Raw genomic sequence first — 18,871 nt, forward strand, 5'->3', positions numbered from 1 at the left:
CCCGCCCGGCAACGCGGCGGCGAATCTCACCCCGTGCCCCGTTCGCGCGGACCGCGCCAGTCCAGACAGACCACGACGGCGTCGTCGCGCAGATCGGAATCCGCGTGATAGGCGTGCAGTTCGCGCATCACCGTACCAACCGCCTCGGCTGGTGGCTGCAGCCGCGTGGCGCGCAGGGAGCGAGCCATCACCCGCTGCCCGTACGGCTCCTGACCGGGCGGCTCGGCGGCCCACACCCCGTCACTGACCACGAAGAGCCGGTCACCCGGTTCGAGTTGCACCTCCTGAAGCTCGTAGCGGGTCTCGGCGAACATGCCCAGCGGCAGTTGCTGATCCAGCTTCATCGGCTCGACAGTGGACCCCCGCATCCGCAACAGATGGGGGGAGCCCGCGTCGACAGCCCGCACCCGGCCGAGGCGAGTGTCCACCTCCAGCAGCAGGGTGGCCACGTACCGGGCGCCCCGGTGTTGGTAGAAGACCGTGTCCGAGGCCAGCTCGGCCTGTTCCACCAGGCCGCCACCGGAGCGACGCGCGTTGCGCATCGCGTTGACGGTGACGGCGGTCAACAGGGACGCCGCAAGCCCACTGCCCTCGCCGTTGAGCACCGTCACTGTGAGACGGTCGCCGTCCAACGACCAGTCAAAGTGGTCGCCGCCGACGGTGTACGCCGGTTCGAGCTGGCCGGCCAGCTCGAACGCGTGGTGGGACACGCCACGACCGGGCAGCAGGTCCCACTGCATCTCGGCGGCCATCGTCAGTCGCTCCCGACGGCGGGCCCGCCGGTAACGGTCCGTCTCCCGGTCCGCCGCGCGCATCGCCACGGCCAGGGCGCCCGCGATGTCCGTGGCCCGACCGGTGACCGTCGCGTTCGGAACTGTCGGAAGCTCGATCAGCAGCACACCCAACCGCTCCCCCCACACAGTCAACGGCAGGTAGAGCCGGCAGGCGCCTTCACCGTCGCGTACCGGCTGCTGGCTGCTGAAGCAGCGCTGCGCCATTGTGTGACAGGCCAGGAAGCCGCCCGCCGGCAGGTCCGGGTCCAGCACCGGCCAGAGGCCGCTGATCCGGTAGTCGGCGACGAACACGTCGGTGCGCAGCGCGCCCATCGAGGACCGGATCGCCCGGTCCGCCGCCTCCGCCAACTGGTCGGGGGGAGCCTCGCGCAACGCGCGCGACACCACGTCCGGCGCGTCTACCATCGTCGTCCTCCCCAGAAGCTTGCTACAGGGCAAGCATCATACGGACGCCGCCGGACGGATGATCGGCGCGGTCAGTCACCCGCGCGGGTCGCGAGCACACCGTGGAACGCGTCGGGCACCCGTGCCGGCGGGCCTTCCGGCCGCCACTCGGCGACCGGGACGATCCCGTCCGTCGTCGGCGCCCACCGACCCAGCAGGGGCGCGAACGCCGCCGGTGGACGCATCCGGAACTGCGGCCCCATCATGGCCAGCGCCTGCGGGTGGCCGGCCAGTTCCTCGGTGTCGAAGTCCACCGCGAGCAGGCTACCCGGGGCCGCGGCAGCGTACAGCTCGTCGAGGGTGCGGGTCAGCGTGGCGTCGTCGAGGAACGCGGCCAGGCCGAGGAAGATCACCCCGACCGGTCGCCGGCCCCAGCCCGGCACGAAACGGTGCAGCTGCGCCGGGTCGACGGTGCCGATGTCCGTCGCGTCGCCGAAGCCGTAGCCGGCCCGGTCGCTGCCGGCGAGGATGCTCTGTCCCAGTCGGATGGTGACCGGGTCGACGTCGGTGTAGAGCACAGTCGCGTCGGTGGCGACCTCGTGCACGTTGCCCATCGTCGGCACCCCGGCGCCGAACACCAGGAACCCGTCCACGCCCTGGGCGGCCATCTCCCGCACCGCCCGGCCCAGGAACGCCCGCAGCTCACGGAACACCGGCGCGCACGGTCCGTACGCCTGCTCGAAGGCGTTCGCGGCGGCCACGTCCACGGGGAAGTGATGCTGCCCGCCGAGCCAAAAGTCGATCATGCGAGCGGTGCTCGGCTGGTCTGGTTCACCCATCGGCGGCGCTCCCTCCCCGGTCGTCGCCAGCGTACCGACCGGGACGCGCTCAGCGGTATCGCGGCGCGAGGCCGCCCCGGCCCGCGATACTGGCCGCGAGCGGAGGTGGGCGGTGAACTCGGCGAACAACGCGGCGGTGGTGGTCGGCGTCGACGGCTCGGAGTCGGCGCTGCGCGCCGTGCGTCTCGCCGCGACCGAGGCGGCACGCCGGCACCGACCGCTGCGGGTCGTGCACGGCTTCATCTGGCCGCTGCTGCACGTACCGGTCTCCCCCGCCCCGGACGCGCCGCCCGGCGGTGGGCTGCGCCACCGGGCCGAGGAACTCGTCGAGGCCGCGGTGCGCGAGGCCGAGGCGACAGTGCCCGGGTTGTCGATCTCCGGCGAGATCATCGACGGTGAGGCCGCCGCGGTGCTGGTGGGCGAGTCCCCCACCGCCGCACTCATCGTGCTCGGCGATCGCGGGTTGGGTGGGTTCTCCGCGCTGCTCGTCGGCTCGGTCGCGGTGCAGGTCGCCGCGTACGCCGACTGCCCGGTGCTGGTCGCGCGCGGCACGCAACGACCCGACGAGCCGGTCCTGGTCGCTGTGGACGGCTCGGACGCCTCCCGCCGGGCGGCGGACTTCGCCGCCGAGACCGCCGTGTCGCTCGGCGTGCCGCTGGTGGCGGTGCACGCCTACCGACACCCCGGCAGCAGCGGTCCGGGCGACATGCAACCCCTGGTCTACGACGAGGCGACGCTGCGCGGCGAGCAGGAGCGGATGCTCGCCGGGTGGCTGACCGGGCTCACCGAGGAGCACAAGGGTCTGCGGTTGACCTGCCAGGTGGTGCACGGCCGACCCGGCACCGTGCTCGCCGAGGCGTCCCGCTCCGCCCAACTGGCGGTCGTCGGTGGGCGTGGGCGCGGCGAGGTGACCGGGTTGCTGCTGGGGTCGGTGAGCCAGTCGATGCTGCACCACGCGCAGTGCCCGGTGGTCGTGGTCCGCGCGCCCCGGTAGCGCCCAGGGGTTGGTCCGCCACCAGACGGGTAGACGGCCGCGGTACGCCCAGCGGACGGTGGGCAGCACCAGGTGCCCAGACCGACGAAGGAGGCAGAGATGCCAGGACCACGGCCGGGCAGTAACGCGTACGACAAGCAGCGCGCGCGGTTGCGCAACGCGATTGACGACTCGGGGCGTCGGGTACCCGACGGCAAGGCCAACCAGGTCGCGAACCGGATCCTCCAGGAGGATCGCGGTCAACGGGGCGTGGTGCGCGGTGAGCGGACGTACGGCCCGAAGAGCGAGCGCGAACCGGGCGACCCGAAGTGAGGACTGTCGACGTGGCCGACGGGGCGATCGCGGGCGCCGTCGGCAGCACAGCGCTGAACGTGGTCAGCTACCTCGACATGGCGCTACGGGGACGGCCGGAGAGCGACGTCCCCGAGGAGACCGTCGACCGGCTGGCCGGGATCGCGCACGTGGACCTGGGGAACGGGGCCCGGGCGGCCAACCGCCGCTCGGGCCTCGGGCCGTTGATCGGTTACGGGCTGGGCGTCGCCGCGGGCGTCGGGTTCGCGCTCTACGCCGGTGGTCGACGTCAGCCGTTGCCGGTGGCCACCGGTCTGCTCGGCGCGGGCGTGATGACAATGACCGACGGGTCGATCACGGTGCTCGGGATCAGCGACCCGCGTACGTGGCGGCGCTCCGACTGGATCTCCGACATCATCCCGCACCTCGCGTACGGACTGGCGGCCGCCGCCACCTGGAACAGGTTGCGGCGGCCGCCAGCCCGCGGTCGCTAGCCCATCGGTCAGCGGGTGTCGCTGTCGTCCTCGGCCACCGTCTCACCGGCCGGGCCGTACGGCGACACCTGCCCCTTGGGCACCGGTCGACCCTGGTCGCCGCGCGACGTGCCACGGTTGCCCGGATGCCCGCCCGGGGCGGGGCCCTTGTTGTCCTGGCTGGTCGCGCCCAGCGCGTTGCGGCGCAACTCTGGCTGCTGCGGGTTCGTCACGGGGTGTCTCCCTCCGGTACGGCAGGCGGCATCGACCGCCTCCACGGTCGGCATACCCGCCTGCCCCGGTGGCATTCCGGCAGCGGTCGGCGGTGCGACGGCTAGCGGGGCATCAAGTGGGTAACCCGACGGCGTGGGCAATGATCGAAGTGTGGTGCGGGTGCTGCTCGACCGGCGTGGCCGCACATACGCGGAGGAGGCCGGCATCCGGCTCTCCGACCGGCCGGGGCCGCTGTATCAGTTGCTGGTGCTGGCCACGCTGCTGAGCACCCGGATCCGCGCGTGCGTGGCGGTGGACGCCGCGCGGGAGCTGTTCGCCGCCGGGTACCGCACCCCGCAGGCCATGGAGGCGGCCAGGTGGCAGGAGCGTGTCGACGCGCTGGGCCGGGGCCACTACCGCCGGTACGACGAGCGGACGGCCACCATGCTCGGCACCGGCGCCCGGCTGTGCCTGGACCGTTGGCACGGCGACCTGCGACGCCTGCACCGGGAGGCCCAGGGCGACCCGGCCGGGCTGCGGCGGCGGCTCACCGAGTTCCCCGGCATCGGCCCCACCGGCGCTGACATCTACCTGCGCGAGGCGCAGACGGTCTGGTCGGACGTGCGCCCGTACGCCGACCGTCGGGCCCTGGCCGGGGCGAAGCGGCTGGGCCTGCCGGGGTCCCCGGACCGCCTCGCCGGCCTCGTCGACGAACCGGACTTCGGCCGGCTCGCGTCAGCGCTGGTACGGGTGGCGCTGGGTGAGGAGTCCGCCGGTGAGGTCGCCCGCGTCGCCGCCCGCTGAGGCGCTCACTTGACCGTCTTGTCCCCCGGGCGGGTCAGGTGCCACACCAGCAGCGCGGCGAGCAACGCCAGGACCACCACCCCGCCGGAGATGCCACTGCCCTCCTCGGGGCTGCGGCCGGCGCTGCCGAAGTAGATCACCGCGAGGCCGGCCAGCACCGTGACGAACGTACGTAACCCTCGGTCCTTCACGTCTGGCACCGTAGGCGGACCGTGTTCCCCGCCTTGTCGATTTGGACCTTTCGTCAGCCTTCTGGGTGACTGCTCAGCGCTCGGTGACGAACCCGCAGAGCCGCACCCGGCGCACCGCCCGGTCGGCGACCTCCACCACCTGCAGGGTCAGCCCGGGCAGCCGCACCGTCTCACCCGCGGAGTCCGGCAGGTGCCGCAGTCGGGCCAGCACCAGACCAGCCACCGTCGTGTAGTCCCGGGACAACGGAAAGCTCAGCCGCACCCCCAGATCGGGCAGGTCGTGCAGCGGGAAGTCGCCGGGCACCAGCAGCGACCCGTCCGGTTCCCGGACGACCCCGCGCACGTCCCGGTCGGTCTCGTCGTACAACTCGCCGACCACCTCGGCCAGCAGGTCCTCCATGGTGACCATGCCGTCGACGCCCCCGTGCTCGTCGACCACCAGGGCCAGTTGCTGATGCTCCTGCCGCAGCTGACGCATGGCGTCGGCGACCGGCAGGGTCACCGGCAGCAGCAGCGGCGCCCGGACCCGCTCACCCACCGGGGCGGTGCCGGCCCGCACCAGGTCGCGGATGTGCACCACCCCGAGCACCTCGTCCAGGCCGCCGGGGCCGGTGACGGGAGCGCGGGACCGCCCGGCGGCGGCGAGCCGCCGGACCCCCTCGTCGGCGGCCAGATCGGCCGGCAGCGTGGTGACCTCCCGCCGGGCCACCAGGATCTCCCGCAGCGTCCGGCCGGCGATGTCGAACGCGCCGGTCAGGATCTCCCGCTGCTGGGCCGACAGGCCGCGCTGGCTGGCCAGCATCTCCCGCAGCTCCTCCTCGGTCATCTCCTCCCGGTTGGCCCGGGGGTCACCGCCGGCGAGCCGCACGACCGCGTCGGTGGCCCGGCTGAGCAGCCACACCGCCGGCCGGGACACCCGAGCCAGCAGATCCAACGGGCCGGCGCTCAGCAGCGCCCAACGCTCGGCCCGCTGCATGGCCAGCCGCTTCGGGGCCAACTCCCCGAGCACCAGCGTGACGAACGTCAGCAGCACTGTCACCAACAGCACCGCGGCGGGACGCGCCGCGCCGCCGAGGAAACCCAACGGACCGACCAGCGGAGAGGCCAACGACACCGCGGCCGCCGCCGAGGCCAGGAACCCCGCCAGGGTGATGCCGAGCTGAATCGTGGCCAGGTAGCGGTTCGGGTCGCGGGACAGCCGCACCAACCGGTCGCCGGCACTGCTGCGCCGGCCCAGCCGCCGCAACTGCCCCTCCCGCAGGGTCACCAGCGCCATCTCACTGCCGGAGAGCGCTGCGTTGACCAGCACCAGCACGGCCACCAACGCCAACTGCCCGAGCTGACCGCCCATCGCGTACCCCCGTCCGCCGCCTGAGGTCACTCAACCGCAGCGGGACACCGCGCGGGCCCGGTTTGCGGGCGCGCCCCGCTCAGTCGACCTCCAGGTCGTCCAGCGAGATGGCGTGGGTCATCAGCCACCGGGCCAGCGCCGACATCCCGAACAGCCACAGCGGCACCGACTCGGTGGGGCCGTTTGTGGCGTAGATGGCGAACCGCAGGTCCGGCGCGCGGTACGCCTCGATCCGCCACTTGTGCTGCCGGTCCCGCCAGACCGCCGAAGGGTCCATGGCGTCACCGTAGGTGACCGTCGCCGACCTCGGGGCCGGTTGGCCGGGCATCGCCGGCTCAGCCCGGCACCACCGTCGTTCCGAACATGATTCGCGCAACGGACACCAGCAGACCAATCCCGACCCCGGCGAGGATCAACCAGCCGACGCCACGCCAGCCCGAGCCCCGGTCGGGGACCGGTGCCGCCGGTGGCCGCCAGAGCTCCCGGTACGTCCAGGCGAGCACTCCCGTACCGAAGGGCAGCAGCCCGATCCAGAACCAGAACCATCGGGTTCCGGCCAACGGTGGCGCTCCGCCGATCAACCGGCCCAGCCAGAGCAGAGGCAACACACCGGCGAGCAGCCCAGCGGTGGTCGTGATCCGGCGCGCCACGTCGCCGCCGGCGTGCCACGGGCCGACGACGGCGGCCAGCCGCGCATCCGGCCCGGCCTGCGCCGACCGGTCCGGCCCATCGGGGTACGACTGCGGGTTGGGCGGTTGGACGGAGGCGTACCGGGTCTGACCGTTGGGCAGCGTCCACGCGATCATCCAGCCCTGCTCTGCGGGCCGCAGATCAGGTCGGCTGCCCCAGTAGGCGTCGTCGTCAGCCCAGCCATTCGCCCGTTGGTAGGTCACCACCCGGCCCGCCGTGAGATCCCGATCGAGCTGGGCTTCGGTCGACTCGCGGGGCTCGACCCACCACGCCAGAGCGGCCCACAGCACCCACAGCACCGGCAGCCCCCACCGCAGCGCCACCGAGACGACGACGCGCCACCGACCACCGAACGGTCGCGACCGGGACGGGGACACCTCGACCATCAGCCCACCGTCGCATCTCGGCGCAAACGTGCCAGCACCGGATCGGTCGCGGCGGTCAACGGTCGGGTTGATCCGGGTCCGTCGGCACTGTGGCGCGTTGGACGCACTCGCGAAGCAGAACACGGCGTCGGGAATGCACGTCGTCGGGTTCCTGGCTGCTGGCCGCATAGACGTTGCTCACGGGTGACCAGGCCATGGACATCGCGATGACCAGGGCCATGATGTCGAACGGGTCACCGCCGCGGATCCGCCCGGCGGCCTGGGCCTCGGCGATCGCCGTGAGCTTGCGATCGTCGTAGTGCTGGTGGGTCTCGACGAGGTGTCCGGCAGGCCGGCGTTCCAGCCGCGTCCAGGTCGCGAGGCGGATGAGGTCGGGACGGCGCAGGTACTCGTCGTAGAGGCGAACGGCCCAGTCCGCGAGATCGTCGGCGTCGATGGGCACGACGTTGGTGATGCGCTCCAGCGAGCTGAGGAAGATCGCGTCGAAGAGTCGTTCCTTGTCCCCGAAGTAGGCGTAGAGCTGGGCCTTGTTGGTGCGGGCGGCCGTCACGATGCGCTCGACGCGTGCCCCGGCGATGCCGTGTTGGGCGAACTCCTCGGTGGCGGCCTCCAGGATGCGCTGGTAGGTCGCGGCGCCTCGCGAGGTCAGGGGCTGCTCCGGCATGCTCCCACCATAACAAAACAGAACGGTTGGTTTGCTTCGGCCCGCCGCCCGACCTAAGCTGCGACAGACCGAACAGTCTGTTTGGAGGAGTCGATCATGCGAAGGACCATTGGCTGGCGAGCGACCGGCCCGACGGCGCTACGCCGTACTCCGATCGAACGCCGTGACCTACGCCCCGACGACATCGCGGTACGGGTCGACTACTGCGGGGTCTGCCACAGCGACCTGCACGCCCTGCAGGACTACGACCAGCACACCGACGCGCCCCTGGTGCCGGGGCACGAATTCACCGGCGTGGTGACCGGCACCGGCCCCGAGGTGACCAGCTTCTCGATCGGCGACAGCGTCGCGGTGGGCAACATCGTCGACTCCTGCGGTGACTGCGCCATGTGCGCGGCCGGACAGGAGAACTTCTGCCACTCCTTCCCCACTCTGACCTACGGCGGCACGGATCGGCAGGACGGCTCGACGACAGTGGGTGGCTTCTCCCGCGAATACGTCGTGCGGAACACGTTCGCCCACCCGCTCCCCGCCGGCCTCGACCCGGCCGCAGCCGCCCCGCTGCTGTGCGCCGGCGTCACCGTCTGGGAGCCCCTGCGTTCCCATCGCGTCGGCCCCGGCAGCCGCGTCGCCGTGGCCGGGCTCGGCGGCCTGGGCCACCTCGCGGTCAAGATGGCCGTGGCACTCGGCGCCACCACGACCGTGATCAGCCGTACCCAGGACAAACGGGACGACGCCCGCCGGCTCGGCGCACACGACTTCGTCGACTCCACCGATCCCCAGCAGATGGCTGCGGCCCGCGACACCTTCGACCTCGTCATCGACACCATCTCCGCACCGCACGACCTCGCCCCGTATCTGAAGCTGGTGGCGATGGACGGCACCCTCAGCCTGCTCGGATACCTGGGTCCGGTGACCGTCGAGACCACCGACCTGCTCGTCGGCCGCAAGAAACTCAGCTCCGCCGGGAGCGGTGGCCGCCGCTCGACAGCTGAGATGCTCCAGTTCTGCGCCGACCACGGCGTCGCCGCCGACATCGAGGTACTCGCGTCGGCGCAGGTGGGCACGGCATTCGACCGCCTCCGGCGAAACGACGTCCGCTACCGCTTCGTGCTGGACATGTCCGACCTGGACTGAAAGCGGCCGGTCAGGTCGCGGCGCTCAGCTGACGACGATGCGTGCGTCGTCGGGCAGCCGGCGGGTAGCGCCCCGCCGGTCCAGCAGCTCCAGCAGGGGCACCGCCACCCGGCGGGTGGTGTCCAACGCCTGCCGGGCCGCGGAAAGGGTGAACGGCTGCGGCAACCCGGCCAACACCCGCACCGCGCCGTCGAGCGCGTCGGGCAGCAGCACCACGTTGTCGGCCAACCGCAGCAGGGCGCCGGCCCGCACCGCGGCGCCGATCTCCCGGGGGCCCAGGCCGAGGTCGACGAGGCGGTCCGCCTCGGGGGCGCGAAACGGCCGGTCGCCGTACTCGGCGCGGACCCGTTGCACGGCCAGGGCCACCGGTGCGGGCAGCGCGTCGGCGCTCGCCGCGCCGACCCGGCCGGAGTGGATCCGCAGCGGCGGCCGGACCAGCGCCTCGACCAGCACCCGGTCGGGCAGGGCAAGACGCTGCCGCAGCGCGTCCACCGGCATCCCGGGTTCCAACGGGTGTTCCCGCGCGTGCCGGGCGACCTCCTCGGTCAGCCGCTCGCCGAGCCACCGCCAGTGCGCGGGGTCGGCCAGCCAGTCGCCGGCCACCGGCTCGGCGAACGCCGGCCGGTCCCGCCCCGGCTCGGCGGGCACCGCGACCCCCATCCGGATCAACGTGCCGGCCCGGATCAGCCGGCGACGACGCAGCTCCCCCGCCAGGTCGGGTCGACCGTCCAACTCGGCGAGGACCTGGGCGCGGGCGGCGGCCGCACCTCGTCGGGCCAGCGGTGGGGGTGCCACGTCCAGCACCCGCACGCCGCCGTTGACGTGGTGGCGGCCCGGGTCCCGTAGCAGCGCCCTGTCACCCACCAGCAACGGCAACGGGCGGGCCAGCCGCAGCCGGACCGTGTCCGGGCCGAGCGGACGCACCCGTACCGGCACCGCCGCCGACCCGACGTGCAGGGTGAGGGTGGCCGGCAGGTCGGCCGCCGCGTCGCCGGCGAGCCGGACGTCGACCAGGTCGGTGTGGTGAAATCGGCCCGGGGTGAGCAACGCGTCGCCCCGGCCGAGCCGGTCGCGGGGCGTACCGCGCAGGTTGACCGCCACCCGGGCGACCGCCGCCGCCTGCGGTCGGGCCTCGCCGAGGGAGTGCAGGCCACGGACGCGGACCGGTTCGTCGGCGCCGGCCAGCTCCAGTTCGTCGCCCACCCGCAGCCGGCCGGCGCCGAGGGTGCCGGTGACGACGGTGCCGCTGCCCCGCACCGTGAAGCTGCGGTCCACCCACAGCCGGACCGGGTCGTCCAGCACCGGCGCGGGCAGTTGGGCGGCGAGCCGGTCCAGGGCCGCCCGCAGCTGCGGCAGGCCGGCGCCGGTCAGACCACTGACCGCCACCGCCGGCACCGCGCCGAGGCTGGTCTCGGCGATCTCGGCGCGGGCACGGGCCGTCGCCGGCCCCGGATCGGCCAGGTCCGCGCGGGTCACCGCCAGCAGGCCGTACGCGACGCCGAGCGCGTCGAGCGCGGCCAGGTGCTCGGCGGACTGCGGCATCCAGCCCTCGTCGGCGGCCACCACGATCAGCGCCGCCGGGACCGGGCCGACCCCGGCGAGCATGTTTGGCACGAACCGCTCGTGCCCGGGTACGTCGACGAAGGCGACGGTGCCGCCGGACGGCAGCGTCGTCCAGGCGAAACCCAGGTCGATGGTCATCCCTCGGCGGCGTTCCTCGGCCCACCGGTCGGGTTCCATCCCGGTCAACGCCCGCACCAGTGTCGACTTGCCGTGGTCGACGTGCCCGGCCGTCGCGACGACGAACACGCTCAGTCCTCCCCGGGTACGCGCAGCACGGCCTCGCGGATCGCCTCATCCGCGTCGGTGGGCACACAGCGCAGGTCGAGCAGGAGCCGGCCGCGCACCACCCGGCCCAAGACCGGCGGGTCTCCCGTGCGCAACGGCGACGCGTACCGCTCGGGCAGGCTCAACGCCCACGAGTCCAACTCCACCCCGGGGGCGCCGCCCCCACCGACCACAGCGACGGCCGGCACCACCTCCGCCTTGCGGCCGTCCGCGCCGAGCCGGTCCCGCAGCCGCTCCACCCGTTCACGCAGGGCACCCGGGTCGGCGTGCAGCGCCGCCCGGGTCGGGGTGTCCGGTTGGTGCACTGTGGCGGCCAGCGCCGCCAGGGTGAGCTTGTCCACCCGCAGCGCCCGCGCCAGTGGGTGGCGACGCAACCGTTCGATCACCTCGACGTCACCCAGCAGCAGCCCCGCCTGCGGCCCACCGAGCAGCTTGTCGCCGCTGGCGGTGACCAGCGCCGCGCCCGCGCGCAGGGTGCTGGCAGCGTCCGGTTCGTCGGACAGCAGCGGGTCCGCGCCGAGCAACCCGGAGCCGATGTCCGCGACCACCGGCACCCCGAGCGTGGCCAGTTGCCGTACCCCGACGGCCGACGTGAAGCCGGTGACCCGGAAGTTCGACGGGTGCACCTTGAGCACGAAGCCGGTCTGCGGGCCGAGCACGGCGGCGTAGTCCGCGACTGTGGTGCGGTTGGTGGTGCCCACCTCGCGCAGCCGCGCGCCGGTGCTCTCCAGCAGGTCGGGCAGGCGGAACCCGTCGCCGATCTCGACCAGCTCACCCCGACTGACCACGATCTCCCGGCCGGCGGCCAACGCGGTGGCGGCCAGCACCAGCGCGGCGGCGCCGTTGTTGACGACGTGCACGGCGCCCGCGTCGGGCACCGCGGCGGCCAGCGCGTCGAGCGCGCCCCGCCCACGACGGGCCCGCCGGCCGGTGACCAGGTCCAACTCGACGTCGGTGTGCCCGGCGGCGGCCACCACAGCGGCGACAGCGGCGGACGACAACGGCGCCCGACCCAGGTTGGTGTGCAGCACGACACCGGTGGCGTTGAGCACCACACGGGGGCCGGGCGTGGGCAACGCCGCGACCGCCGCGTCGCGTACCTCGTCGGGGTTGAGCTCGCCCCGACGGGCGCGGCCCTGCGCGTGGGAGACGATCGCCTTGACCTGCTCCCGGCCGAGAGTCACCGTGGCGGCGGCCAGCACCGGGTCGGCGAGCAGCGTGTCCGTACGGGGCACCCGACGTCGCGGGTCCACCGGGCCGTCGCCCATCACGTCATCTCCTGCAAGCGGTGTGGCGGAGACGGACGGGAATCGAACCCGCCTGGCCCGGGTCCCGGACCACTCCGGTTTTGAAGACCGGGAGGGGCACCAGCCGCCTGAACGCCTCCACCGGACATTCGATCACACCGCGGGCGGCACCGCCCGATCAGCTGGAAGATCCATGGCGGTTCGCCGCGCCTCGACCCGTTCGCGCTGCGGCACCACCGTGTACCGCGGATCGCGGGCCGAGGCGACGCCGCCGTAGAAGATGCCGAACCGGGTCAGCACCGACGCGGCCAGCAGCGCGGTCCCCGAGAGCGCCCCGACCACCCGGCTGCGCCGGCCCAGCAGAGCACCCGCCACTCCGCCGGCGGTCAGCAACCGCCCGGCGCGCAGCAACCGACCCGGCCGACCCAACCGGTAGGGCTCGCTGAGCAGACCGAGTCGGGTCTCCACCCGATGCGCGCCGTACAGCTCCAGGGCCGCGCCGGCCACCGCCATCCGGCGGGCCGGCCCGGCCTGGGCAGGCGGCGCGGCGAGCAGACCCACGCCGGCGCCGCTGGCCAACGCGCTGCCCGCGAAGATCACCGGCAGCTCGGGGTACGCCTCATGCCACGACGGCACCGCAGTGTCGGCCAGCAACACCCCGGTGTACGTGGCCAGCGCCGGCGCGGTGCCGGCGGCGAGCAGCCCAGCGGCGTGCCCGATCGGCGGCAACGCCCGGCCGGCCAGCCCGAGCAGACCGTGCCGGGGCAGCACACCGGCCGCCTCGGCGATCGCGGCGACGCCCGCCGCCGGCCCGTACGCGGTGAGGATCCAGGTCCCCATCGACATCGGCGACGTCGGCTTGGCCACCCGCAGCATGTGGTGGAACCGCGCCGGCCGGCCCAGATCCTTCACCAGGAAGACGGCGCTGGCGCTGACGGCGGCCAACGCGGTGACCCGACCGGCGCGCCGCAACGCGGGCCGCCCGGTGAGCTGCCCGCCCGCGGCCAGCAGCGACGAGCCGGCGGCCAGCCCGCCGGTGAACAGGTACGCGGCGATGTCCCACTTCCAGACCGGCCCCTTCAGAACGGGCCGCCCGTAGTAGGAGGTGAACTCGGCCTCCGGCACCCGGAGTTCCTCGCCGCCGCCGCGCCGCCTGCCCCGCCGGCCCCCGGCTTCGGTGCTCCGCCGCGCCGTCAGGTCGCCCCGGCGGCTACTGGCGGCGGTGCCGCTGCCGTTCGGGTGGTCGCCACCGCTCGTGGCCGCCGCACCGCTCGCGACCTGCGGGCCCCTCGTGGCCGCTGCGCCGCTCGCGGCGTTGCTGCGGTCGTCGCTCAGGGGCGGTTGGTCGGCGCTCAGCGGCGGTCGGTCGGGGCGGTCGGCGCCCTCGGCGGCGAGCCGCTCCCGGAAGCGACGGAACCGGTCGCCCACGGGGCCCGGTGGGGTCATGAGGAACCTCCGACGAACGCGGCGACTGTCGCCGCCGCCATGGCGAGAGCCGCGAGGCCGGCGCGCTTCCACATCTTCGGCAGGTCACGGGTGGTCACGACCGGGTCGGGAGGCAGCCCGTACACCTCGGGTTCGTCCAGGAGCAGGAAGAACGCCCCGTCACCACCCACGCCGTCGTTCGGGTCGTGCCCGTACAGGCGGGCCTCGGGGACCCCCCGCTCGTGCAGCGTCTCCACCCGGGCGGCGGCGCGTTCGCGCAGCTCGTCCAGGGGCCCGTACTGGATCGACTCGGTCGGGCACGCCTGCGCACACGCCGGAGTCATCCCCGCGCCCAACCGGTCGTAGCACAGCGTGCACTTCCAAGCCCGACCGTCGTCCTTACGCTGGTCGATCACCCCGTACGGGCACGCCGAGATGCAGTACCCACACCCGTTGCAGATGTCCTCCTGCACCACCACCGTGCCGAACTCCGTGCGGAACAACGAACCCGTCGGACACACGTCCAGGCAGGCCGCATGGGTGCAGTGCTTGCAGACGTCCGACATCATCAACCACCGGAAATCGGTGCGCTCCTCGACGCCAGTGCCCCGGCCCGGTGGCTGGGCCCCCGGCATCCCCAGGAACTGGGGGCCCGCGTCGACCGGCCGGGCCGCGTCGGCGTCGACCGGCGCACCGAGGACGTCCACCGGCGCGGCGCCATGACCGGCCGGGCGGGGCTGCTCGATGAACGCGACGTGTCGCCACGAGTTCGCTGTCAGGGCTCCGGTGTTGTCGTACGACATGCCGAGCAGGTCCAGGCCACTCTCCGGAACGCCGTTCCACTCCTTGCAGGCGACCTCACAGGCCTTGCAACCGATGCAGACGCTGGTGTCGGTGAAGAAACCCATCCGCGGCGGCGCATTCTCATAGCCCGCCTCGGGTGCCGGATCCAACGGGCCGTACAGGCTGTTCGGGTCAGGAAGCACCGTGCACCGTCCCCTCATCGTCGGTGGTCACGGCCGGAGCGTGCTGGCCCGGGATGATCCCGGCGCGCCGCTGGTAGTCGGCCACCAGCCCGAGCAACGCCGGGCCGGTGGGACGGCGGCCCGGCCGCACGTCGCAGGTGCCGACCTTGCTCTCCTGGATCAGCACGTTCGGGTCCAGGCTGATGCCGAACAGGTCGTTCGCCGAGTCACCGGTGACCAGACCCTCGAAACCGAAGTGGTACGGCAACCACACCTGGTGGATGATCCGACCGTCCACCCGCAACGGGGTGAGCCGGTCGGTCACCAGCACCTTCGCCTCGATCACCGCGCGGCCGCTGACCAGGTGCGCCCAACCCAGATGCGTCAGCCCGACCTCGCCGGCCAGGGCCGGGGACACCTCGACGAACATCTCCGGTTGCAGCTCCGCGAGGGGTGACACCGTCCGGCTCATCGCACCGGCGGTGTGGTGCTCGGTGAGCCGGCTGACGGTGAACACGTACGGGAACACCTGGGCGTGCTCCTGCGGCGGGCTCGGGTTCACCGAGTTCACCGGGTGCGCGTACATCTTGCGGGTCGGGTTGGCCTGCTGACCGTAGAGCGGGTTACGCACCGGCGACTCCACCGGCTCGTAGTGCGTCGGCAGCGGCCCGTCGAGCACACCGCTGGGCGCGTACAGCCAGCCCTTGCCGTCGCCCTGCATGACGAACGGGTCGTCGCCCGCGATGCCCTCCGGCCCGGACGCGCCGGCTGGCGGCCGGTACGACGGTGGTTTGGTCTTCTCGAAGTCCGGCACGTCGTAGCCTGTCCACTCGGACCTCTCCGCGTCCCACCACACGTAACGCTTGCGCTCAGACCACGGGTTGCCGTCCGGGTCGGCGGAGGCACGGTTGTAGAGGATGCGCCGGTTCGCCGGCCACGCCCAACCCCACTCGGCGGCAACCCAGTCCTGTTCGTGCCGGGACTTGCGCCGGGCCGCCTGGTTGACCCCGTCCGCGTACACCCCGCTGTAGATCCAACAACCGATCGCGGTGGAGCCGTCCGCGCGGGCCTCGGCGAAACCGGACAGCGGGCGGCCGGTCGCCACGTCGTACCCGTTGATCTCGCGCAGCACCGCCTCGGCACTCGGCTCCGCGTGCGGGCCGTGCGTGGGGTAGTCCCAGGTGAGGTCGAGCAGCGCCCGGTCGCGCGGCAGCGGCGAGTCGGCCAGCTTCTCCCGCAGTTTGCGGCCCAGGTGATAGAAGAACCACAGCTCGGAGCGGGCGTCGCCCGGCGGCTCGACCGCCTTCTCCCGCCACTGCAACAACCGCTGCGTCTGGGTGAACGTGCCCTCCTTCTCCACATGCGACGCGGCGGGCAGGAAGAACACCTCGGTGCGGCACTCCTGCGGCACGATCTCCCCGGTGGCGACCTCGGGGCCGTTCTGCCAGAACGTCGCGCTCTCGATCATGAACAGGTCCCGGACCACCAGCCAGTCGAGGTTAGCCATGCCGAGACGCTGCGCGCGACCGTGCGCCGAACCGACAGCCGGGTTCTGCCCGAGTAGGAAGTAGCCCTTGATCTTCCCGTCGATCATGTTGAGCACCTGCTGGTACGTGCCGTGATCACCGGTCAGCCTGGGCAGGTAGCCGTAGCAGAAGTCGTTCTCCGGCGTCGCCGCGTCACCCCAGTACGCCTTGAGCAGGCTGGCGGCGAACGACCGCGCGTTACCCCAGAACCCCTTCTGCCCCGGGTGGCGAATGCTGTCCACCCACTCGTCGAAGCTCGGGTGCTCGGCGTGGTGCGGCATCGGCAGATAACCAGGCAACAGGTTGAACAACGTCGGAATGTCGGTCGAGCCCTGGATGCTGGCGTGGCCACGAAGCGCCATCACCCCGCCACCCGGCCGGCCCATGTTGCCCAGCAACAGCTGGATGATCGCGCCGGTGCGGATGTACTGCACACCCACACTGTGCTGCGTCCAACCCACGGAGTAGATCAGCATTCCGGTGCGGTCCCGGCCGGAGTTCGCCGTCCACGCTCGCGCCAACTCCAGGAACTGCGCCTGCGAAATGCCGCAGACCCGCTCCACCATCTCCGGGGTGTAACGGGCGAAGTGTCGCTTGAGGATCTGATAGACGCAGCGCGGGTGCTGCAACGTCTCATCGCGCCGGGTCTGCCCACCCACCGGCGCGCCGTGCGACTCGTGCGCCAAACCCGCGGCGCTGTCCCGCTCCTGGGCGGTGTGCCCACTGCCCGACGAACCCTCGTGCCCCTCGTACTGCCAACTGTCCTGCACGTAGGTGCCGGTCTCCGGATCGAAGCCGGAGAAGAAGCCGTCGCCGTCCTCGGTGTCGCTGAACTCCTCGCTCACGATCGTCGCCGCGTTGGTGTACGCCAGCACGTACTCCCGGAAATCCAACTCGTTGTCCAGGATGTAGCGCACCACCCCACCAAGCAACGCGATGTCAGTGCCCGCCCGGATCGGCAGGTACTCATCCGCGACAGCGCTCGTCCTGGTGAACCGCGGGTCGACGTGGAAGACCTTCGCGCCCTTGCGCTTGGCCTCCATCACCCACTGGAAACCCACCGGGTGTGCCTCAGCCATGTTCGAACCCTGGATGACGATCACGTCAGCGTTGGCGATGTCCTGCTGGAAATCCGTCGCACCGCCACGACCGAAGCTGGCCCCCAGACCGGGGACGGTGGCGGAGTGTCAAATACGGGCCTGGTTCTCGATCTGGAGCGCCCCCATCGCGGTGAACAACTTCTTGATGAGGTAGTTCTCCTCGTTGTCCAGCGTCGCCCCACCCAGACTGGAGATACCCAGCGTCCGGTTGAGCGGTCGACCCTGCGTGTCGACGTCCTCCCAGGTCTGCTCGCGGGCCGCGAGGATCCGGTCGGCGATCATGTCGAGCGCGGTGTCGAGCTCCAGATCCTCCCACTGCGTCGAGTAAGGACGGCGGTAGCGGACAGTGGTCTGCCGCAGCGGACTGGTGACCAGGCTCTTGCTCGCCGAACCCTTCGGGCAGAGCCGACCCCGCGAGATCGGGCTGTCCGGATCACCCTCGATCTGACTGGCCTGCCCGTCCTTCACGAACACCCGCTGACCACAACCCACAGCGCAGTACGGGCAGACGGAGCGCGCCATCGAATCGGCGGTATCGGTGCGGGCGGTGAGCGCGCGGGACCCGTCGGACTTCGCCGCGGCACCCCGGCCCAGCGGGTCCGTGCCGGTGAGCTGGCGATAGACCGGCCAACCCTCGATAAAGGTACGCAGACCCAACCCCGACACCCCCTCCCACGCGAGCGACCCTCTGAAGATAGGTCAACTGAGACAGGTTCGCGAACCCAGGATGCAAGACAGCGCCGCCCCCGGCTGGTGGGCCGGGGGCGGCGCTGGTGTCGGTGTGCAGGTCGCCTCTCGGCGAGTGGCACGACGCGGCTCCAGCCGAACGGTATTCCGCGAAGGCGATATTAGGTGAGGCCCGGGGACACTGAGTCACACCGACACCCTCCACAACCAGCCCGCCCCCGCCATTGTTCCCGCACCCCGCCTTGCCCACCCACCCGATCACCGCCCCACCGTCCGGCTGCCCCGCCACAGCGCCGCCCCGCCGTCGTGCCACACCGCCGCCCGGCCGCCCCCGCCGCCCGGCCGCAACACCGCACCGCCGCACCGCCGTGGTGCCGTGGTGCCGTGGTGCCGTGGTGCCGTGGTGCCGTGGTGCCGTGGTGCCGCGCCGATTGGCCGCAGCCGCTCCACTCCCGCAGCACCGCTGGCTGGCCTCGCCCGGTTGGTAGGTGGCTGGCGTCGGTCGGTGAGTGGGTGGCTGGCATCGGTCGGTGAGTGGGTGGCTGGCATCGGTCGGCGCACCGCCGGCTGGCGTCAGCGGGCGGTGGCATCAACGCCCCGCCGCACCACCAGCGGCGGTCGGCGGCCTCAACACACCGCCGCTCCGCCGGACCGTTCCGCCTCCGGGTCCCATCGCTGCACTCCCGCTCGCCTCACGACCACGAACACTCGCCCTCGCACCGCGCTGCGGCCACAACCCACGAGATCTTGGACAGTTTCCGTTCCGTGGGCGGGCTCAACCGGTGGTTGCAACACCGAGAAGTTGGGTCATCTTCTCACCTGGGGTTGCCCAGCCCAGGGTCATGCGGGGGCGGTCGTTGAG

Annotated in this window: 18 protein-coding genes and 1 tRNA gene; 5 read left to right on the plus strand and 14 right to left on the minus strand. The window is 72.6% G+C overall.

Features of this window, described 5'->3' with window-relative positions; genetic code table 11:
• Nucleotides 1–26: 26 nt before the first annotated feature.
• Nucleotides 27–1,199 carry a PP2C family protein-serine/threonine phosphatase gene (locus tag AB0K35_RS25950; protein ID WP_238669778.1) on the minus strand — a complete coding sequence of 391 codons (1,173 nt, stop codon included), beginning with the start codon at nucleotides 1,197–1,199 and terminating at the stop codon, nucleotides 27–29.
• 71 nt (nucleotides 1,200–1,270) lie between these two features.
• Nucleotides 1,271–2,017 (minus strand): SAM-dependent methyltransferase, encoded by a 747-nt coding sequence (locus tag AB0K35_RS25955; RefSeq protein WP_363888288.1) that lies wholly within the window; start codon nucleotides 2,015–2,017, stop codon nucleotides 1,271–1,273.
• Between the two features lie 112 nt (nucleotides 2,018–2,129).
• Here AB0K35_RS25955 and AB0K35_RS25960 point away from each other — a divergent pair, with 112 nt between their 5' ends.
• The 3 genes from AB0K35_RS25960 to AB0K35_RS25970 all read left to right on the plus strand — a co-directional run bounded on the left by AB0K35_RS25960 (nucleotide 2,130) and on the right by AB0K35_RS25970 (nucleotide 3,796).
• Nucleotides 2,130–3,011 (plus strand): universal stress protein, encoded by an 882-nt coding sequence (locus tag AB0K35_RS25960; protein WP_238669776.1) that lies wholly within the window; start codon nucleotides 2,130–2,132, stop codon nucleotides 3,009–3,011.
• Between the two features lie 99 nt (nucleotides 3,012–3,110).
• Nucleotides 3,111–3,323: a phosphatidylethanolamine-binding protein gene (locus AB0K35_RS25965; RefSeq protein WP_088948250.1), complete on the plus strand. Its 213-nt coding sequence runs from the start codon at nucleotides 3,111–3,113 to the stop codon at nucleotides 3,321–3,323.
• Nucleotides 3,320–3,796, plus strand: a complete 477-nt coding sequence (locus tag AB0K35_RS25970) for a hypothetical protein (protein WP_238669775.1) — start codon at nucleotides 3,320–3,322, stop codon at nucleotides 3,794–3,796. The genes AB0K35_RS25965 and AB0K35_RS25970 overlap by 4 nt, the downstream gene beginning before the upstream one ends.
• 8 nt (nucleotides 3,797–3,804) lie before the next feature.
• On the opposite strand, the gene AB0K35_RS25975 is transcribed toward AB0K35_RS25970, so the two are convergent.
• Nucleotides 3,805–4,008, minus strand: coding sequence for a hypothetical protein (locus tag AB0K35_RS25975; RefSeq protein WP_238669774.1), 204 nt, complete (start codon nucleotides 4,006–4,008; stop codon nucleotides 3,805–3,807).
• Nucleotides 4,009–4,141: 133 nt separating this feature from the next.
• On the opposite strand from AB0K35_RS25975, the gene AB0K35_RS25980 reads away from it, so the two are divergent.
• The gene (locus AB0K35_RS25980; protein WP_363888292.1) at nucleotides 4,142–4,792 is read left to right on the plus strand and encodes a hypothetical protein; all 651 of its coding nucleotides are present in this window, start codon (nucleotides 4,142–4,144) and stop codon (nucleotides 4,790–4,792) included.
• Between the two features lie 5 nt (nucleotides 4,793–4,797).
• Here the strand turns inward: AB0K35_RS25980 and AB0K35_RS25985 are convergent, their stop codons facing one another.
• From AB0K35_RS25985 to AB0K35_RS26005, 5 genes are all read right to left on the minus strand, one after another.
• A complete protein-coding gene (locus AB0K35_RS25985; protein ID WP_238669772.1) occupies nucleotides 4,798–4,983 on the minus strand; it encodes a hypothetical protein in 186 nt (61 codons plus the stop codon).
• Between the two features lie 73 nt (nucleotides 4,984–5,056).
• Complete coding sequence (locus tag AB0K35_RS25990; RefSeq protein ID WP_363888295.1) at nucleotides 5,057–6,334, minus strand: hemolysin family protein; 1,278 nt, start codon at nucleotides 6,332–6,334, stop codon at nucleotides 5,057–5,059.
• Nucleotides 6,335–6,413: 79 nt separating this feature from the next.
• Nucleotides 6,414–6,611: a hypothetical protein gene (locus tag AB0K35_RS25995; RefSeq protein WP_238669770.1), complete on the minus strand. Its 198-nt coding sequence runs from the start codon at nucleotides 6,609–6,611 to the stop codon at nucleotides 6,414–6,416.
• 58 nt (nucleotides 6,612–6,669) lie between these two features.
• Entirely contained in the window at nucleotides 6,670–7,410 is a 741-nt protein-coding gene (locus tag AB0K35_RS26000; RefSeq protein ID WP_238669769.1) for a hypothetical protein, read from the minus strand.
• A 55-nt stretch (nucleotides 7,411–7,465) separates the two neighbouring features.
• Entirely contained in the window at nucleotides 7,466–8,074 is a 609-nt protein-coding gene (locus AB0K35_RS26005) for a TetR/AcrR family transcriptional regulator (RefSeq protein ID WP_238669768.1), read from the minus strand.
• A 96-nt stretch (nucleotides 8,075–8,170) separates the two neighbouring features.
• Between AB0K35_RS26005 and AB0K35_RS26010 the strand changes: the two genes are divergently transcribed.
• The gene (locus AB0K35_RS26010; protein ID WP_238669767.1) at nucleotides 8,171–9,211 is read left to right on the plus strand and encodes an NAD(P)-dependent alcohol dehydrogenase; all 1,041 of its coding nucleotides are present in this window, start codon (nucleotides 8,171–8,173) and stop codon (nucleotides 9,209–9,211) included.
• 24 nt (nucleotides 9,212–9,235) lie between these two features.
• On the opposite strand, the gene selB is transcribed toward AB0K35_RS26010, so the two are convergent.
• The 6 genes from selB to fdh all read right to left on the minus strand — a co-directional run bounded on the left by selB (nucleotide 9,236) and on the right by fdh (nucleotide 17,979).
• Nucleotides 9,236–11,020, minus strand: coding sequence for a selenocysteine-specific translation elongation factor (selB, locus tag AB0K35_RS26015; RefSeq protein WP_363888299.1), 1,785 nt, complete (start codon nucleotides 11,018–11,020; stop codon nucleotides 9,236–9,238).
• A gap of 2 nt (nucleotides 11,021–11,022) precedes the next feature.
• Nucleotides 11,023–12,327: an L-seryl-tRNA(Sec) selenium transferase gene (selA, locus tag AB0K35_RS26020; RefSeq protein ID WP_363888301.1), complete on the minus strand. Its 1,305-nt coding sequence runs from the start codon at nucleotides 12,325–12,327 to the stop codon at nucleotides 11,023–11,025.
• A 23-nt stretch (nucleotides 12,328–12,350) separates the two neighbouring features.
• Nucleotides 12,351–12,446: transfer RNA gene (locus AB0K35_RS26025), tRNA-Sec, on the minus strand.
• Nucleotides 12,447–12,459: 13 nt separating this feature from the next.
• Nucleotides 12,460–13,752 carry an NrfD/PsrC family molybdoenzyme membrane anchor subunit gene (nrfD, locus tag AB0K35_RS26030; RefSeq protein ID WP_238669764.1) on the minus strand — a complete coding sequence of 431 codons (1,293 nt, stop codon included), beginning with the start codon at nucleotides 13,750–13,752 and terminating at the stop codon, nucleotides 12,460–12,462.
• Entirely contained in the window at nucleotides 13,749–14,717 is a 969-nt protein-coding gene (locus AB0K35_RS26035) for a 4Fe-4S dicluster domain-containing protein (RefSeq protein ID WP_238669763.1), read from the minus strand. Before AB0K35_RS26035 ends, nrfD begins: the two co-directional genes overlap by 4 nt.
• Nucleotides 14,707–17,979 (minus strand): formate dehydrogenase, encoded by a 3,273-nt coding sequence (fdh, locus tag AB0K35_RS26040; protein ID WP_363888321.1) that lies wholly within the window; start codon nucleotides 17,977–17,979, stop codon nucleotides 14,707–14,709. The genes AB0K35_RS26035 and fdh overlap by 11 nt, the downstream gene beginning before the upstream one ends.
• Between the last annotated feature and the right edge of the window lie 892 nt (nucleotides 17,980–18,871).

Origin of the sequence: Micromonospora sp. NPDC053740 (assembly GCF_040677775.1) — a bacterium.
In the GTDB taxonomy this organism is placed as follows: domain Bacteria; phylum Actinomycetota; class Actinomycetes; order Mycobacteriales; family Micromonosporaceae; genus Micromonospora; species Micromonospora alfalfae.

Coding starts and splice junctions, on each gene's coding strand:
- AB0K35_RS25950 (WP_238669778.1), bottom strand. CDS start 1,199: ATGGTAGACGCGCCGGACGTGGTGTCGCGCGCGTTGCGCGAGGCTCCC.
- AB0K35_RS25955 (WP_363888288.1), bottom strand. CDS start 2,017: ATGGGTGAACCAGACCAGCCGAGCACCGCTCGCATGATCGACTTTTGG.
- AB0K35_RS25965 (WP_088948250.1), top strand. CDS start 3,111: ATGCCAGGACCACGGCCGGGCAGTAACGCGTACGACAAGCAGCGCGCG.
- AB0K35_RS25990 (WP_363888295.1), bottom strand. CDS start 6,334: ATGGGCGGTCAGCTCGGGCAGTTGGCGTTGGTGGCCGTGCTGGTGCTG.
- AB0K35_RS25995 (WP_238669770.1), bottom strand. CDS start 6,611: ATGGACCCTTCGGCGGTCTGGCGGGACCGGCAGCACAAGTGGCGGATC.
- AB0K35_RS26000 (WP_238669769.1), bottom strand. CDS start 7,410: ATGGTCGAGGTGTCCCCGTCCCGGTCGCGACCGTTCGGTGGTCGGTGG.
- AB0K35_RS26005 (WP_238669768.1), bottom strand. CDS start 8,074: ATGCCGGAGCAGCCCCTGACCTCGCGAGGCGCCGCGACCTACCAGCGC.
- AB0K35_RS26010 (WP_238669767.1), top strand. CDS start 8,171: ATGCGAAGGACCATTGGCTGGCGAGCGACCGGCCCGACGGCGCTACGC.
- selA (WP_363888301.1), bottom strand. CDS start 12,327: ATGGGCGACGGCCCGGTGGACCCGCGACGTCGGGTGCCCCGTACGGAC.
- nrfD (WP_238669764.1), bottom strand. CDS start 13,752: ATGACCCCACCGGGCCCCGTGGGCGACCGGTTCCGTCGCTTCCGGGAG.